Source organism: Sphingomonas sp. AC449 (assembly GCF_979253475.1).
Genome location: NZ_CEEDCZ010000003.1, coordinates 432,495 through 448,384, shown reverse-complemented (window position 1 = coordinate 448,384; position 15,890 = coordinate 432,495). Strand labels below are relative to the sequence as shown.

At 66.8% G+C, this 15,890-nt stretch carries 13 protein-coding genes; 6 read left to right on the top strand and 7 right to left on the bottom strand.

Translation table 11 applies throughout. From position 1 onward, the window contains the following. Positions 1 to 148: 148 nt before the first annotated feature. Positions 149 to 1,210 carry an endonuclease/exonuclease/phosphatase family protein gene (locus AC0CH3_RS08590; protein ID WP_354300297.1) on the bottom strand — a complete coding sequence of 354 codons (1,062 nt, stop codon included), beginning with the start codon at positions 1,208 to 1,210 and terminating at the stop codon, positions 149 to 151. A gap of 52 nt (positions 1,211 to 1,262) precedes the next feature. Next, entirely contained in the window at positions 1,263 to 2,564 is a 1,302-nt protein-coding gene (locus AC0CH3_RS08585) for an SLC13 family permease (RefSeq protein ID WP_354300295.1), read from the bottom strand. A 278-nt stretch (positions 2,565 to 2,842) separates the two neighbouring features. On the opposite strand from AC0CH3_RS08585, the gene AC0CH3_RS08580 reads away from it, so the two are divergent. Beyond that, positions 2,843 to 3,568, top strand: a complete 726-nt coding sequence (locus AC0CH3_RS08580) for a hypothetical protein (protein WP_465237772.1) — start codon at positions 2,843 to 2,845, stop codon at positions 3,566 to 3,568. A gap of 44 nt (positions 3,569 to 3,612) precedes the next feature. On the opposite strand, the gene AC0CH3_RS08575 is transcribed toward AC0CH3_RS08580, so the two are convergent. Then, positions 3,613 to 4,707 carry a serine hydrolase gene (locus AC0CH3_RS08575; RefSeq protein WP_354300291.1) on the bottom strand — a complete coding sequence of 365 codons (1,095 nt, stop codon included), beginning with the start codon at positions 4,705 to 4,707 and terminating at the stop codon, positions 3,613 to 3,615. Between the two features lie 414 nt (positions 4,708 to 5,121). On the opposite strand from AC0CH3_RS08575, the gene AC0CH3_RS08570 reads away from it, so the two are divergent. Next, complete coding sequence (locus AC0CH3_RS08570) at positions 5,122 to 6,831, top strand: chloride channel protein (protein ID WP_354300289.1); 1,710 nt, start codon at positions 5,122 to 5,124, stop codon at positions 6,829 to 6,831. 58 nt (positions 6,832 to 6,889) lie between these two features. After that, on the top strand, positions 6,890 to 7,435 hold the full coding sequence (locus AC0CH3_RS08565; protein ID WP_465237771.1) for a DsrE family protein: 546 nt from the start codon (positions 6,890 to 6,892) through the stop codon (positions 7,433 to 7,435). Positions 7,436 to 7,564: 129 nt separating this feature from the next. Here AC0CH3_RS08565 and AC0CH3_RS08560 read toward each other — a convergent pair whose 3' ends face one another. Next, positions 7,565 to 7,801 (bottom strand): DUF3253 domain-containing protein, encoded by a 237-nt coding sequence (locus AC0CH3_RS08560; protein WP_354300286.1) that lies wholly within the window; start codon positions 7,799 to 7,801, stop codon positions 7,565 to 7,567. A gap of 237 nt (positions 7,802 to 8,038) precedes the next feature. Here AC0CH3_RS08560 and AC0CH3_RS08555 point away from each other — a divergent pair, with 237 nt between their 5' ends. Beyond that, positions 8,039 to 10,453, top strand: coding sequence for a phosphoketolase family protein (locus AC0CH3_RS08555; RefSeq protein WP_354300284.1), 2,415 nt, complete (start codon positions 8,039 to 8,041; stop codon positions 10,451 to 10,453). 143 nt (positions 10,454 to 10,596) lie between these two features. Next, entirely contained in the window at positions 10,597 to 11,538 is a 942-nt protein-coding gene (locus AC0CH3_RS08550; protein WP_354300282.1) for an acetate/propionate family kinase, read from the top strand. Here the strand turns inward: AC0CH3_RS08550 and AC0CH3_RS08545 are convergent. From AC0CH3_RS08545 to AC0CH3_RS08535, 3 genes are all read right to left on the bottom strand, one after another. Continuing rightward, a complete protein-coding gene (locus tag AC0CH3_RS08545) occupies positions 11,510 to 12,988 on the bottom strand; it encodes an alpha/beta hydrolase (protein WP_354300281.1) in 1,479 nt (492 codons plus the stop codon). The two genes, AC0CH3_RS08550 and AC0CH3_RS08545, sit on opposite strands and share 29 nt — an antisense overlap. Positions 12,989 to 13,158: 170 nt before the next feature. After that, positions 13,159 to 14,334, bottom strand: coding sequence for an alpha-hydroxy acid oxidase (locus AC0CH3_RS08540; RefSeq protein WP_354300279.1), 1,176 nt, complete (start codon positions 14,332 to 14,334; stop codon positions 13,159 to 13,161). A 13-nt stretch (positions 14,335 to 14,347) separates the two neighbouring features. Continuing rightward, a complete protein-coding gene (locus AC0CH3_RS08535) occupies positions 14,348 to 14,494 on the bottom strand; it encodes a hypothetical protein (protein WP_354300277.1) in 147 nt (48 codons plus the stop codon). A gap of 272 nt (positions 14,495 to 14,766) precedes the next feature. Here AC0CH3_RS08535 and AC0CH3_RS08530 point away from each other — a divergent pair, with 272 nt between their 5' ends. Next, complete coding sequence (locus AC0CH3_RS08530) at positions 14,767 to 15,864, top strand: AraC family transcriptional regulator (protein WP_354300275.1); 1,098 nt, start codon at positions 14,767 to 14,769, stop codon at positions 15,862 to 15,864. Positions 15,865 to 15,890: the final 26 nt, after the last annotated feature.

Here is a 15,890-nt window from a genome sequence, read left to right as displayed (position 1 = left end):
TGTGCCGCGGTCACAGGCCTCGAACCGTATCGCCTGTCCCAGCGGAACCCGGTCGAACGCCCCGTTCAATTGCAGCCGGTGATCTTGCGGCGCGCCTTCCATGCCGACGCGGCGTCGGCATTCCGGCTCCCGCGCGGCTGAGACACGCTCAGCGGTCGCGGCGTTCCTCGCGATAGTCCTGCAGAACCTCCTTCACGTCTTTCCGATCTTCGTTCGAAACGGGTTCAGGCGTCCCGTTCGTGCCCGGCTTGCCTGTCAGGCAAAGACGCGAATGGATCGGCAGATGATCCGAACCGACATCCTCGAGGACCGCGAGGTCGCGAACCTTGAAGTCGGGGGTGACGAACATGTGATCGAGCGGCCAGCCGAGCAACGGCGTGCGTGCGGGGAAGGTCGCAAACGTACCGCGGCCGATCCGCGCATCGAGATACCCCCCGACCCGTTTGAAGAGTTGCGACGTGTGCGACCAGGCGACATCGTTGAAATCGCCGATCGCGAGGACAGGCAGCCTGGTACCCGCCGCGCGCTTTGCGGCAATCGCGATCTCCGCATCGCGGGCCTCGGTATCCTGTCCGGGGATGGGGGGCCTTGGATGAAGCGCGATCACCCGGAACGCGCTACCGGCCGTCAATTCGGCGTGGATCGACGGCGTGTCCTTCTCTGCGATCGTCTCGATCCGGCCGTCGCGCATGGGCAGGCGCGTGGCGAGGATCATGCCATAGGTGTTGCCGATGGGGCGTTCGAGCCGATGGGGATAGCGGGCCAATTGGGTCGCGAGTGCATCCGCCCAGCCGCGGTCGGTTTCCATGAGCAGGAGGATGTCGGGGCGCATCCGGTCGATCAGCCGCGCTGTCCGCGGATAGTCGCGATTTGATTCCAGCACGTTCAGCGACAACACGCTGAAACACGTACCTTTCGCGCCGGGGGCATTGTCGGCGAAGGCCAGTTCCGTCCTTGCCAGCGGTGTGTAGGGATAGATCCGGTACAGCTGCCAGCCCGCGGCGACGGCGCACAGCATGGCGATGCCGCGTCCCGCGCGCCGATCGAGCCAAAGCGACAGGCCGGCGGCCAGCACCAGGCCTGCGAGGATCTGGACGCGCGGAAAATCCCATATCCGGATCCACCATTCATTGGATTCGAAGAGGCTGAGCCCGGTGACCAGGATCAGCAAACCGGCAAGGACCCGGATCAGGAGGATGGGTAGGCGCATGCGTGCCGTCTAGATCGGGCAAGTCGGGCAACCAAGCGACGACCGGTGTTCATCAGAACGGGAAAAACGTCTGGATAGCCAGGATCGCGACGGCATAGGTGATGAGATTGAGCGGCAGGCCGACCTTCACGAAATCCATGTAGCGATATCCGCCCATCTGGTAGACGATCACGTTGGTCTGATAGCCGAACGGCGTTGCGAACGCCGCGCTGCCCGCCATCATCACTGCGACCAGGAACGGGCGCGGACTGACGCCCAGGCTTTCCGCCAGCGCGACCGCGATCGGTGTGACCAGCACGGCGACCGTTGCATTCGACAGCAATTCGGTCAGCACCATGGTGATGCCGTAGAGCACGATCAGCGCGGTCAGCGGGCCGAACTCCTGCATCGATCCGACCAGTGCCCCGGTCGCCTGGGCGGCGAGACCGCTCTGCTCCATCGCCATGCCGATCACGACCATGCCGGCGATCAGGATCAGGATCTGCGGACGCAGGCCGCCATAGGCTTCGTCCGCCGTGATGACCCGCAACAGGATCAACACCACCGCGCCCGCAAAGGCGGAGGCGGCGATCGGCGCAAGCCCGGCCGCGGCGACCGCGATCGCAGCGACGAAGACGCCCAGCGCGATCGCCGCCTTGACCGGCTGGAACGGGCGATGCTCCGCGAACAGCGACGAGTCGCCGACCTGCGCACCCGGAACATCGATCTCGCGCGTGGATGCGACCGGAGCCGGGTCGGCGAGGCTGCCGCGCATGAGCTTGCCCGAGAAGAGGAAAAGGTAGATGCCGCCCGCCAGCGCCATCGGCAGCCCGACCGGCGTGATCTCGAACATCCCGAAGCGCGGCTGCCCCGCGACACGCGCCATGTCGTCGACCAGCAGGTTGGTCGACGTGCCGATCAACGTGCAGCAGCCCGTCAGGACCGTGATGTACGACAGCGGCATCAGATAGCGTTTGGGCGGCAGCTTCAACGCGGTGGCGACGTCGCGGACCACCGGTGCCCCCAGCACGACGATCGGGGTACTGTTGAGGAAGCAGGACACCACGCCGATCGCGCCCAGCATCAGCCAGATGCCGGCCGATCCGAGGCGCTTGCACATCTTCACCGCGGCTTCGATCGCCCGGTCGAGCAGCCCCGACAGTTCGAGCGCGTAGGCGATGACGAACAACGACGCGAGCGCGATGATCGCAGGGCTGGCAAACGCACCCTGCACCTCGATCGGACGTACGACGCCTGTGATCAGCAGGACGGCAGCACCGCTCAGCGCCACGACGTCGGAGCGCACCTTGTCCCAGATCAGCGCCGCGACGACCGCGACCAGAACGACCAGGGTCAGGACCTGATCGAGTGTCATGCAGGCCTCCGCGAATTGGGGCTGTGCAATATGGCCATCGCGATGTGGGTCGTGGGCATCGCGATCGGGTATGCGAAATTGACGGGTTTTGCTATCGGTCAGCAATGGATGAGCCAAGCTTGCGGAAAAGTCGTCTTGCTCTTGCCGGCGGTATTGCGGCCGCTCTGGCTGTTGGCGGGACCGGATTTCTCATCGGGCGCGGAACGTCACCGCGCAACGTCGAGCCTGTCGTCGCCGGGCCACTGGCTGCCGCTCCTTCCGCTGCGCGCGAACCGGTCGTGCCGCCGACGCCCGGCAATGCCGTATTGGCCCGTGCCGATATCATGGCGCTGGCCGCACAGATGGCAGACGCGGTCGCCTCGGGGCAGGCCATGCCCAGCGCTGTCGCCGACGCTGCGGGGCAACGCTTCGAACTGCGACTCCCGTTCGGGTGTCGGGGGCCGGCCGAGGCCGAAAGCGACGCCGCAATGCGCTGGCGGTATGACGAGGCGGACAAGGCCCTCCGTCTGCACGTCGCACCGGTCGTCTGGACCCGCGCCGACATCCTCGATGCCGCGGGGCAGGCGACCGCAGGGGAGGCCGTCGAGGGATTCTGGATAGCGCGACCCTGGACGGTCAGTGAGGCGTGCCCCGCGACGCGGGACAATCCCGCGCCGGATGGAACGGAGGCCGTGACGTTGCCGGGGCAGACGCTGGCGATCGCCCAGTTCTTCGACGGTGACGGCGCGCGATTGGGCCAGCGGAACGGCAAGCCGTATGAAACCGTCGTTCGCCTGCAACCTGACGCACTCCAGGCCGAACGCGGATTCCAGCTGCGGATGGCGGGTCGGATCGCCGACATACCGGGGCAGGGGCCGGTGTCCTGTCGGCAGCCTGCGGGGGCCGAGCAGCGCCCGATCTGCGTCGTCGGCGTGACGATGGACGAGGTGGCGATCGACAACCCCCGCACGGGCAAGACGCTCGCAACCTGGAACGTCACCACCGCAGGGGCCGCCGATGGCTAACGATTGGCCGACCGCATAGCGCGCGGATCAGCGGCGGTTCGCGATCACCGGCCCGCAGCCGCCACGACGGCGCGTGTCACGTCGCCCATCAGCCGCATCCGCACCGGGATCGGTTGCCGTGTGCTCGCGATCATCACGGCGATTGCATAGCGATGCCCGTCGGGCGCGACGAGCAATCCGACGTCGTTATACCCGGTCGACAGCGTGCCGAGGTCCTGGCCCGTCCCCGTCTTGTGCGCGAGCGTCCAGCCGGGGCGGAGGCCCGATTTCAGACGAAGCGGGCCGGTCTTGCTGGAGCGCATCAAGGTCAGCAACGACGCGGTCGAGCGCGCGCTCAACAGTTTGCCCTGTGCCAGCAGCGACAGCCCCAGCGTCACGCCGTTGGCAGAGGCGCCGTCGAGCGGCGCCGCGAGATACCGACGCAGCGCCTTGTCGCGTGCCTCATAGGTCATCGCCGCCCGCGCCTGAAGGAATCCCCAGCCGCCAGCCCATTCCGGCCGCCATTCCAGTCCGGCCGTACGCGCCTGCAACTGCCGCTCCCCCGGGCCGAACCTGACGCCCGCAACGCCCTTTCCTGCGAGCATGCGGTTGATCGCGTCGGGGCCGCCGACGCGCCGCAGAAGCACGTCGTTGCAGGTGTTGTCGCTGCGAGTCATCGCCCCGCGCAGCAGTTCGCCGATCGTCGTCCTGTAGCCGTCCGGGCCGACCAGCGTCCGGATCGGCTGGTGGAACACGGTGAGATCGGATTTCGTGACCGTCACCGGATCGCTGAGTGACATCCGGCCCCGGTCGACCGCATCCATGACCGCGATCGCGACCCAGAACTTGCTCACGCTCTGCTGCGGGCGCGGACTATCCCCTTCCCAGGCGACGACCCAGCCCTCGTCGATATCGCGAACGCTGATGCCGACCTCACCCTTGAAGCTGGCGCCCAGCGCCTGGACGGCGTTCAGCAGGTCGGCCGACGGCTGGGCCCGGATTGGCACCGGCCTGGGCGGTGTTCGGGCAGGCGTGGTCGTCTGCACGGTGATCGGTACGGATGCGGGCGAAGCAGGCTGTCGACCGGCAGGAACGCACGCCGCGAGCCCGGACAGACCGGCAACGATGCCCACGCGGCGACACAGCAATTCAAATGACAACGACACTTCCCCTTTCAGGCCTTTTAGCCGCCTGCTCGTGAAGCGGAACCGGATCGCATCGGCTTCGACCCGCAGCGGCCTCGGCTCGGCGCGGCGATGTTGAATCCGTCCTCTGCGTAATCGCCACCGCCGAGATCGGTATAGCCGGGACGACGGCTTGGGTTTAACCGGCGCCATGCGTCTGCCTCGCTCTCTTTGTGCCGTTGCCCATCGTCGTGGTGCCGGCGAGCATCACCGGTGCCGGACAGGCAACACCATGAACGGGCGCCGTGCTGCTTCGGATCCTGAGTGGCGCCAGCACGCCGGTCATGTTCGCCGCGCTGCTGCGCAATTCCGAGCGGGTCGCAGCGCGGTGTGTCGGGCCGCGCGCGCGTGAGTATGGACGTCACAGGCATACGGTCGGCCACGTCATGGATGCGGCAGCGCCTGCGCGCGAGCGAAGCGGTGCTGATCCTGCTGGCGGTCGCGATCGGCGGGGCTGCGGGTTTGCTGAGCGTCGTGCAGGGGATGATTGCGCGCACGATCCAGCATCTGCTTTTCGACCTCCCAAGCGGCCAGCGGTTGAGCGCGACGCCGGCGATACCCTTGCTGGCGCTGCTTGCCTTGCCGCTCGGCGGTGTCGTGCTGGCACTCTTCTCCTGGATCACGAAGGCGCGAACGCGACGCATGGTCGACGCCGTCGAGGCGAATGCGCTGCACGGCGGTCGCATGTCGAGGAGCGACAGCCTCGTCATCTCCGGCCAGACGATCATCTCGAACGGATTCGGCGCATCGGTCGGGCTTGAAGCGGCCTATGCGCAGCTTGGCGGGGTCGTCGCCTCGATCGCGGGCGGCTGGTTCCGGTTGCGCCGTGCCGACCTGCGGATCCTGGTCGGTGCAGGCACGGGCGCCGCGATCGCAGGTGCCTTTGGCGCCCCGTTGGCCGGCGCGTTCTACGCGTTCGAGATCGTCATCGGCGCCTACACGCCCGCTGCGATCGCACCCGTCGCCGCGGCCTCGCTGTCCGGCGTGCTCGTCGCGCAGGCGTTCGGCGCGCAGCCCTATCTTGTCCACGCAACCGTCGCCGAGCAGGTTCAGACGCACCATTACCTCATCTACGCCGGTCTGGGGGCCGTCACCGCGGGATTCGGCATCCTCCTGATGCGCGCGGTTGCCGGGGTCGAGGCACTGACGCGGCGCATGCCCGTCCGCACGTCGTGGCGACCGATCGTCGGTGGCCTGCTGTTGATCCCGCTCGCGTGGCTAACGCCGCAGATCCTGTCCGCAGGACACGGCGCTCTCCACATCGACCTCGAATATGGCGTCCCCCTCACAATCCTTGCCGCAATCCTCATCATGAAGAGCGCGGCTTCGGTCATCTCGCTCGGCTTCGGTTTCCGGGGCGGGCTGTTCTTCGCCTCGCTGTTCCTCGGCAGCCTGCTCGGCCAGCTCTACGCAGGCGGATTGGGCTGGATTGCCGGGCAGGGGCTGGTCGATCGCGAGAATGCGGCGCTGGTGGGAATGGCGGCACTGGCGGTCGCGGTCGTCGGCGGGCCGATGACGATGGCCATGCTGGTACTGGAGGCGACGCACGACTTCTCGCTCGCCGGCGCAACGATCGCTGCGTCGCTGGTGTCCTCCACGATCGTGCGCGAGACGTTCGGTTATTCCTTCTCGACGTGGCGACTTCACCTTCGTGGCGAGACGATCAAGAGTGCGCGCGATGTAGGCTGGGTCCGGATGCTGACCGCCGGACGCATGATGCGAAAGGTGGAGCGGCCGACGCCTGCGCGGATCACCGTCGCCGAGTTTCGCCGTCTGTTTCTGTTGGGGTCGACCAGTCGCGTCGTCCTGGTGGACGAGCAGGATCGCTATGCAGGCATCGTCCAGACCGCCAGCGCGTTTGCCGAGGGCGTCGCGTCGACCGACGCGATCGGCACGCTGGCGATCCATCAAGACGAGATGCTGTCACCCGACGCCGACATAAAGTCCGTCATGGCGGCCTTCGATGCGGCGGGCGCAGACGAGATGGCGATCGTTGCCGGGGGCGGCAATGTGCTCGGGATCCTGTCGGAATCGCACGTACGACGACGCTATGCCGAGGAACTGGACAAATCCCAGCGCGAGATGTTTGGTGAAGCCTGACTGTCGTCCGGTGGTCGGGTCCCTGGCCACATCGGGGCGGGTAACATGGGAGTGCGCTATGGTCGTCAGATCCGGTCTGGCTGCGGTTATGATGCTGCTGATGGCGACGAGCGGCGCGAAGGCTGCGGATCTCCGCCATCCTGTCGTGCAGGGCTATGGCGCAATCTCGCCCGTGCCCGCAGCGAGCGAACGCCCTGATCCCGCGCTTCGCTACCGCGTGCTGTTCAGCATCACCAAGGCCGGCGGCTCGGCCGATCAGGTCAACCCGGCTCTCGAAAAGGTCGCGCGGTTCCTCAACCTGCTCGGCGCAGATGGCGTCCGGCCCAAACCCGGCGATGTCGTCGTCATCATCCACGGACCGGCGACGCCGCTGGTAACGACCGACGCGGCTTACAGCACGCGCGCCAAGGCGGCGAAGAACCCCAATTTGCCGTTGATCGCCGCCCTGCGTGCGGCAGGCGTGTCGGTGCGCGTTTGCAGTCAGGCGCTGGTCGGCAACACGATCGATCCCGCAGCGGTTGCCAAGAATGTCGATATCGATGTGTCCGCGTTGACGACGATGGCGACGCTGCAGCTTCGTGGGTGGGCCTTGATCCCCGATTAGACCGACCGATGCCCCGTGCCGCGGGCTGGCGGATCGCTGCAATAAGCGTCGATGGTTACCGGTTAGCCTCGAGCGGTGTGTCGCCGCGCGATGTGGCGGTGGCGACGGACGCAGGAGCAGATCCTGGCTTTATGCGTCGCCGGGACGGCTGATCCGGTACGGTCCTGAGCGTGCTTCGAGCGCGTGTCCCTTCCAGCTCAGTCGTACCAGCCCGTCGCTGACCAATCCGTCTACCGCAGCGTGGACCGCGGGCATCGCGCCGCGCCAATCCTGGGCGATCGCGCGGGCCACTTCGCTTGGACATATCGTCGCGCCCGGTGCGCGCCGCGCGAGTAGGGAGAGCGTGGCGGCCCTTGGATCGGTCATGCTGACGGCGTCGGCCTCGCACGCCAATCGGTCAAGCGGCGATCCAGGGTCCCTGCCTCGCTCGGACAGGGGGCGGGACGCGATCGGCAAGTGTTTAAGTTGATCAGGAATAAGCGTCCGCTACCGAAATCAGGTGGGCGGAAGTCTGCAGGCTCGGGCTTCCAAGAGAAACCGACATGCGATCGACATAACTGCTAGGTATGTTGTCGCGCGAAATCCGCGCAGAGGACAATCGCTATGACGAACGGTGCATCATGCCCGGCTGATCCTCCCGCTGCGGCGGTCCCCGTAACCGCAGTGACGCGTCCACTGTCCGATGACATGCTCCGCCGGATGGATGGATACTGGCGCGCAGCCAATTATCTGTCCGTCGGCCAGATCTATCTGCGCAGCAATCCGATGCTCGATGAACCGCTCGCGATCGCGCACGTGAAGACCCGGCTGCTCGGGCACTGGGGTACGACGCCGGGGCTCAACATGCTCTACGTCCACCTCAATCGGGTCATCGTCGCGCGTGAGCTCGACATGATCGCGATCATTGGCCCAGGTCATGGCGGGCCGGGGCTGGTCGCCAACACCTATCTCGAAGGCTCCTACACCGAGCGCTATCCCGCGATCGAGCGCAGCCGCGGCGGGATGGAGCGGCTGTTCCGGCAATTCTCCTGGCCGGGCGGGATTCCGAGCCACGTCGCCCCCGAAACGCCGGGTTCGATCCACGAAGGTGGCGAGCTCGGCTATTCGCTCGCGCATGCGTACGGCGCGGTGTTCGACAATCCCGACCTGATCGCCGCCTGCGTGATCGGCGACGGCGAGGCTGAGACCGGCGCGCTGGCGACGAGCTGGCACAGCAACAAGTTCCTCAATCCCGCGCGCGACGGCGCAGTGCTGCCGATCCTCCATCTCAACGGCTTCAAGATCGCCAACCCGACCGTGCTCGCGCGGATCGGTCGCGACGAGTTGACCGAGCTGTTGCGCGGCTATGGCTATCAACCGCATTTCGTCGAGGGCGACGATCCGGCCGAGGTGCATCAGTTGCTCGCCGCCACGCTCGACACCGTGCTCGACCGCATCGCCGCGATCCAGTCCGCGGCGCGAGCGGGCGGTGGGGTCGGCGAGCGACCGCGCTGGCCGATGATCGTGCTCAAGACACCCAAGGGGTGGACCGGGCCCAAGGTCGTCGACGGCAAGCCGGTCGAGGGCACGTGGCGCGCGCACCAGGTGCCGATCGCGGACTTCAAGGATCCCGAGCATCTGACGCAGCTCGAGGCGTGGATGCGCAGCTACCGCCCCGACGAGCTGTTCGACGAGACCGGCAGGTTTCGCGAGGAGTATGCCGCGCTCGCGCCGACGGGCCATCGCCGCATGGGATCGAACCCGCATGCCAATGGCGGGGAGTTGTTGAAGCCGCTGTCGTTGCCCGATTTCCGCGCATACGCGATCGCGCAATCGGAGCCGGGCGCGGTCAAGGCCGCGGCGACCGCCGTGCTGGGCAAATATCTGCGCGATGTCATGGCGCTCAACGCCGACGCTGCGACGTTCCGGTTGTTCGGGCCCGACGAGACCGCGTCGAACCGCTTGCAGGCGGTCTATGACGTGACGGGCAAGGCTTGGATGGCCGTGACCGAGCCGAACGACACCGATCTCAGCCGCGATGGCCGCGTGATGGAGGTGCTGAGCGAGCATCTCTGCCAGGGGTGGCTGGAGGGCTATCTGCTAACCGGGCGGCACGGGCTGTTCTCATGCTACGAGGCGTTCGTGCACATCGTCGATTCGATGTTCAACCAGCACGCGAAATGGCTGAAGGTCACGCGCACGATCCCGTGGCGCAAGCCGATCGCATCGCTCAACTATCTGCTGACCTCGCATGTCTGGCGACAGGACCATAACGGCCTGTCGCACCAGGACCCGGGCTTTCTCGACCATGTCGCGAGCAAGAAGGCGGACGTCGTGCGGATCTATCTGCCGCCCGACGCCAACTGCCTGTTGTCGGTGGCGGATCACTGCCTGCGCAGCCGCAACTACGTCAACGTGATCGTCGCGGGCAAGCAGCCCGAGGCAAGCTGGCTGGCCATCGACGATGCCGTCCGCCACTGCACCGCCGGTGCCGGGATCTGGGACTGGGCGAGCGATGGCGGCGAACCCGATGTCGTGATGGCCTGTGCGGGCGACGTGCCGACGCTTGAGGCGATGGCGGCGGTGATGCTGCTGCGCGAGTATATCCCCGACATCCGCATCCGCGTGGTCAACGTCGTCGACCTGATGGTGCTCCAGCCGCAGTCCGAGCATCCGCACGGGCTCGACGAGCGCGCGTTCGATGCGCTGTTCACGACCGACACGCCGGTGATCTTCGCCTTTCACGGTTATCCCGCGCTGATCCACAAGCTCACCTATCGCCGGACCAACCACCACAATATCCATGTCCGCGGGTACAAGGACGAGGGCACGACGACGACGCCGTTCGACATGGTCGTGCTCAACGATCTCGACCGCTACCGCCTCGCGCTCGACGCGATCGAGCGGATCCCCCGGCTGCACGACCGCGTCGCGGACGAGACGGCGCGCTATTGGGCGCTGATCGAGCGGCACAAGTTGCACGTCTACGAAGAGGGCGATGACCTGCCCGAGATCCGCGACTGGCAATGGCGGCGGTGATCGCGGTGGCGAGCATGGGGCGGACGGGTATCCTCACGCTCAACGAGGGGTCTTCCTCGCTCAAGTTCGGCTTCTATGCGGGCGGACCCGACGGGGTCGAGGAGCGCACGTCCGGAGACGTGGAGGGTGCGCAGCCCGCCGATATGGTCGAGCGGATCGACGCGGCCCTGGGCGGTGCGCGGCCCGCGGCGATCGGGCACCGCATCGTCCATGGTGGGCCGGACCTGTTCGACCCTGTCGAGATCGATGCGGGCGTTCTGGCACGGCTGGAGCGCGCGACGGCGTTCGCGCCGCTGCACGGCCCGGCCGCGCTGTCGCTGATCCGCGCGGCACAGGCGCGGTACCCGGACGTGCCGCAGGTTGCCTGTTTCGACACGGGCTTCCACAAGGACCTCGACGAGGTCGCCGCGGTCCTGCCGATCGCGAAGAAATTTCGCGCCGATGGCGTACGGCGCTACGGCTTCCATGGCCTGTCCTGCCAGTCGATCGTCCGCCAGCTGCGGCCGGATCTGCCCGAACGGCTGATCATCGCGCACCTTGGCAGCGGGGCCAGCATCACCGCCGTGCGCGGCGGCAGGTCGGTCGATACGACGATGGGCCTGACGCCATCGGGTGGCATCGTCATGGCCTCGCGCGCCGGCGATCTCGACCCCGGCCTGCTGCTGTATCTCATGCGGGAGCGGGGGATGGATGCCGCCGGCATCGAGGAGCTGGTCGACCACCGCTCGGGGTTGCTCGGAATCTCCGGCGTCTCGGGCGACTTGCGCAAACTGCATGCAGTTGCCGCAACGAACGCGGACGCAAAGCTGGCGATCGCCATGTTCTGCCGCTCGGTCGCGAAACACATCGCCGCGATGATGGCCGCGCTCGGTGGCGCCGACATGATCGTCTTCACCGGCGGGATTGGCGAAAACGATGCCGTCGTCCGCGCCGCGATTTGTGCGGATCTCGGTTGGGCGGGCGTTTCGATCGACCCTGCTGCGACGGCTGGACGTGTCGTCGTGCGGGTCCTCGCGTCGCTCGAAAACGCCGAAATCGCGCGCGCCGTCGCTGCCCTTACCTCCGGCGCGAGGGGCTCTCGCTAGCCGGTCGGTCCGAGCCGCGCGCTGGCTGATCGGGGCCGTATCGACAAACCGAAGGGCGCGCATGCCGACGGGTCAGGAAACGACGGACAGCGGGCACCAGGCAGTCGGGCGCGGTAAACAACAGGAAGTGCGGGGCGTCCGTGACTGTGACCAGCGCCACGGTGCCGCTTTTCCCGAGCATGGCGATCTGGGCCGCGGCGCCTTCGATGGGTGTCTTTGGATCGAGCGTACCGTGAAGCACCAATATCGGGGGCGTTCGCGACGGCAGCCGGCCAAAGGCGCCGTCGCGTTCGTACAGCGGAAAGCCCGAACGCGTCAGCAGGCCCGGCAACGGGCTGGCGAAGAGAAAGTCCCGTTCCTCCTGCGCCACGACAGCGTCGCTGAGAGCCGGCCGCGCGTTGTTTTCGGACGCGCTGATAAGCCCGACAAGCGGGATCGACGCGTTCGATTGCGGGTAGGGGAGCAGCGTATTCCCGATCTGCGCCAATCGCAGCTTCGCTTCGGTCCACGATGTTACCGTGCCTTGGCGCAGATCCGACAGGATTGCCGGAATGCGAGCCCGTACCCCCGGCACATCCAGCATCGCACCGAACAAATATTTCGGGTTCTCGCCGAGAACGCCGCGTAGCGCCGGATCGGTCAGAACATCGTGCATCGCGCCGCTGGCGGACCCGCCCAGAGAGGCTCGGCAGGACGGCGTCCGATCGCACTGCGCGAGCACGCGACGGCCAACGGCATCGACCACGGCGGAGCGGTGACTGAGATCCCAGACCGCGCTCGTCTCTGGCGGGATGAGCGAGTCGAGTATGACACCATCGAGCCGGCGGGGTGGCGCGATCGTCAATGTTCGCAGGACCAGCTGGGTGCCGTACGACACGCCGTACAGGAAGGTCGGGCGGCCTTGCGAGAAACCGTCGATCAGCGCCCGAAGATCGTACGCCGCGTTGCTGGACGAGAAAGCACGCGTGCGGCTGGCATCCATGTCGAGGCTTGCGAAGCAGCTGGCCCATTCCGCGCCGGCCAGCGCCGTCCCGCCGGCGCTGCCGATCGATTCCTCGGTCTCGCACATCCGCGTCGAAAAGCCGGTGCCACGATGATCGGGGATCATCAGGTCATAGCCGGGCGCGGCTTTGTGCAAGGATGCGAGAAACGGATAGAAGGAGGACCCGGCCTCGCCAGGCCCCCCGGCGATAAGCCAGAGCTGGCCTTTCGGCCGCGTCCCGGCGGGAAACTTTCGGACGAACAGCGAAAGCTGCCGGTTATCCGGCTGGCGGTGATCCAGTGGCACCGTCATGCGCGCGCACATTGACGGCGCGAGTTCCGGGCGATCCTTGGCATCCAGGCAGCGCGTGAACGTCGGGACAACGACCGGCGGTAAGGTCGCCTGCGACGGTGCGGGCCACGCGAGCGAGCCCAATAGGGCTAACAAGACCATACGGCTCACATGCATTACCCCATCCCGCCACTGTCTTGTCTGTGTAAGACACTTTGGAACCGGTGCAACTATGTTGACGGTCATCGCTCGAGTGCGCCCTGACGGAAGACACTTGGGTCTGTGCCGCTTAATGACGGTAGGTAGCGGAACCAAGACACCGGGCCGCCAGCATCGTGCGGCGGTGTTCAATGTCCAGGCCCGCGCTCGCTTCGACGATTGCGAACATGGCGGCGGGATACGTCCGCGATGTCGTTGATCCCCGCAAGCGTCAGCGTGCGTACGAACTCGTCCTTCAACAGAGTCAGCAGGCGATCGACGCCTCGTTCACCGCCTGCTGCCAGTCCATAGAGATAGGGGCGCCCGATCGAGCAGGCGGTCGCCCCCAACGCGAGCGCCTTCACCACGTCGGACCCGCGCCTGATACCGCCGTCGCAGATCACGTCCGGTGCGTCGCCAATGGCGTCGCGGACCGCCATGATCTGGTCGATCGGGGCCGGCGCGCCGTCCAGTTGGCGCCCGCCGTGGTTGGAAATCATGACACCCGTCGCGCCCGAGGCGATCGAGCGGCGCGCGTCCTCGGGCGTCATCACGCCTTTGATCGCAAGCGGCCCATGCCATTCGCGTGCCAGCCACTCGACGTCGCGCCAGCCGACCGAGCGGTCGAACTGACCACCGATATAGTCGAAGAGACTCATCGGCCCCGATGCCAGCGCGTCGACCTTGTGGCTGACGTTTGCGAGGTCGAACCTGGACCCGGTCAGCGCAGGGATCGACCAGCCGGGGTGGAGCGCGAAGCTGAGCAACGACCGGAGCGTCAGCGTCGGGGGCAGAGAGAGGCCGCTGACGCGATCGCGCTCCCGATTGCCCGCGACGGGCGTGTCGACGGTCAGCGCAAGGCCGTGGAAACCCGCATCCCGGCAGCGCGCCACGAATTCGGCGGTCAGTCCGCGGTCCTTGAAGATGTAGATCTGGAAGACCTTCGGTCCGGCATAGGCCCGCGCGAGATCCTCCAACCGCGTCGTGCCCATCGTGGAGAGGCTGTAGAGAAGCCCGTGTCGCGCGGCTGCGCGGGCGACGGCGAGCTCTGCCTGCCCGTGAAACATGCGCGTGAGGCCGGTGGGTGACAGCATCAACGGCCACGGCGAAGACTGGCCAAAGATCCGGGTCTCGGTCCGGATTTCCGAAACGTCATTGAGGACGTCGGGGACCAGGTCATAGTCCGCGAACGCGCTGACGTTGCGTCGTAGGGATATTTCGTCATCCGCGCCGCCGTCGATATAGTCGAAGATCGGCCGCGGCAGCCGACCCCGCGCCATCAGGCGCAGGTCCGCGACGTTGTTCGCACGGTCGAGCCGCGTCATAGTGCGCGTGTCATCAATGGTTTGCGACCATCGCGGTGCCAATGACCACGGCGATCGCTCGCAAGCTCGGGGCGACGTCACGGCTGCCGGACAGGCTGAGCGTTGATGCCGCCGCGGTGCCTGCGCCTGCAGCGATCAGCGCCGGTATCCAAGCCTTCATCCTGCCCATCTCCTTGCGCCTGAAGCCTCCCGATTGTCCGGGATGGCCGACGTGGCCGGCAGCGCTCGCCGTCCGCGTCATCGCTCGGCTTTGGCTGGAGCGATGAGAGCAGACTGCGCCCTCCGGAAACCGATCAGCAAACGCTTTCGGTGTGCCGGGGAGATTGCAGACTGTGCAGGTCCGCGACGGCATCGATCGAGGCGAGACGGTCGGGCGCTTCCGCCGATATGTGATCGCTGGCTTCTGGTGTGGTCGGAGCTACGCTGATCGCCATGGATCTGGTCTTTGGCTGGCGGACCGCAGTCCTCACGGTGGCGGCGGCGATTCTGCTCCCGCTGGCGGTTGGCCTGTCGACGTCGTTTCACAACCGGCTGGCGGCGCGTATGCTCGCCGCGCTGCTGATCGTCATGACCGGCGTCTTCGTGCCGTGGCTGATCGGGTTTGCCGGCTTTTACGATCGCTGGTGGTGGCTGACGTTCGCGCCCTTCTCGAACGCGCTGCTGGTCCCGCCGCTCCTCTATCTTCACGCTCATGCGCTCGTCACCCGTCGCTGGTCGCCCGCGGCCTGGCGACATCTGCTGCCGGGTGCGATCCAGTTCGGCTATCAGACTGCCGCCTTCCTCCTGCCGACGCCGCTGAAGCATCGCTGGGCGGATCTGGCTTTCACGACGGGCAGTGCGATCGTCGCAGTGCTGCTGGCGATCAGCTTCGTCGTCTATGGCGCGTGGACCACCCGACTGTTGCGCGACTACCGCGACGCCCTGTCGCAAAGGCGCAGCGACGACGCGCGGTTCGCGACTGCGTGGCTCGGCCGCACCGCCGTCGCCTATCCGTTGCTGGCGATCGTCTGGGCGGGCTGGCTGCTGGTCGATGCTGTGACGCCGCTCGGCTATCGGGGGCTGATGCCGCTCTACGTCGCGATCGCGGGGTTCGCCTTGTATCTCGGGATCGCAGGATGGCGGTATCTCGCACTGCCGTTTCCGGCGCTCGACGCATTGCGGATCCCGGAGGTTCGATCACCCCCCGCCCGAGACTGGCAAGCGCAAGGGGAGGAATGGGCGACGCGGGTCCGCGACAATCGCTGGTACCGGCACGACGCGCTGACGCTGCGGCGGCTGGCGAGCCTGCTTGCGACCAACGAGACCTATGTGTCGCGCGCGCTCAATGAGGGGCTGGGCGTCGGCTTTTCGGATTTCGTCAACGGGCTTCGCTGCGAGGACGTGGCCGCGGCACTGGCGGCGGACGATTCCCGGCCGGTTCTGGCGATCGCGCTCGACGCCGGGTTCGCGTCGAAGGCCAGCTTCAACCGCGCCTTCCAGCGGCGCTATGGTCGGTCGCCAAGTGCGTACCGGGCGTCTCACAACCCATAAACCACATGGCATGGGCGATGATGAGG

Excerpts from the sequence above, each read along its gene's own strand:
- AC0CH3_RS08590 (WP_354300297.1), bottom strand. The coding sequence starts at position 1,210 with ATGCGCCTACCCATCCTCCTGATCCGGGTCCTTGCCGGTTTGCTGATC.
- AC0CH3_RS08585 (WP_354300295.1), bottom strand. The coding sequence starts at position 2,564 with ATGACACTCGATCAGGTCCTGACCCTGGTCGTTCTGGTCGCGGTCGTC.
- AC0CH3_RS08530 (WP_354300275.1), top strand. The coding sequence starts at position 14,767 with ATGGATCTGGTCTTTGGCTGGCGGACCGCAGTCCTCACGGTGGCGGCG.
- AC0CH3_RS08565 (WP_465237771.1), top strand. The coding sequence starts at position 6,890 with ATGGTCGTCAGATCCGGTCTGGCTGCGGTTATGATGCTGCTGATGGCG.
- AC0CH3_RS08550 (WP_354300282.1), top strand. The coding sequence starts at position 10,597 with ATGGTCGAGCGGATCGACGCGGCCCTGGGCGGTGCGCGGCCCGCGGCG.
- AC0CH3_RS08540 (WP_354300279.1), bottom strand. The coding sequence starts at position 14,334 with ATGACGCGGCTCGACCGTGCGAACAACGTCGCGGACCTGCGCCTGATG.
- AC0CH3_RS08545 (WP_354300281.1), bottom strand. The coding sequence starts at position 12,988 with ATGCATGTGAGCCGTATGGTCTTGTTAGCCCTATTGGGCTCGCTCGCG.
- AC0CH3_RS08560 (WP_354300286.1), bottom strand. The coding sequence starts at position 7,801 with ATGACCGATCCAAGGGCCGCCACGCTCTCCCTACTCGCGCGGCGCGCA.
- AC0CH3_RS08535 (WP_354300277.1), bottom strand. The coding sequence starts at position 14,494 with ATGAAGGCTTGGATACCGGCGCTGATCGCTGCAGGCGCAGGCACCGCG.
- AC0CH3_RS08555 (WP_354300284.1), top strand. The coding sequence starts at position 8,039 with ATGACGAACGGTGCATCATGCCCGGCTGATCCTCCCGCTGCGGCGGTC.
- AC0CH3_RS08570 (WP_354300289.1), top strand. The coding sequence starts at position 5,122 with ATGCGGCAGCGCCTGCGCGCGAGCGAAGCGGTGCTGATCCTGCTGGCG.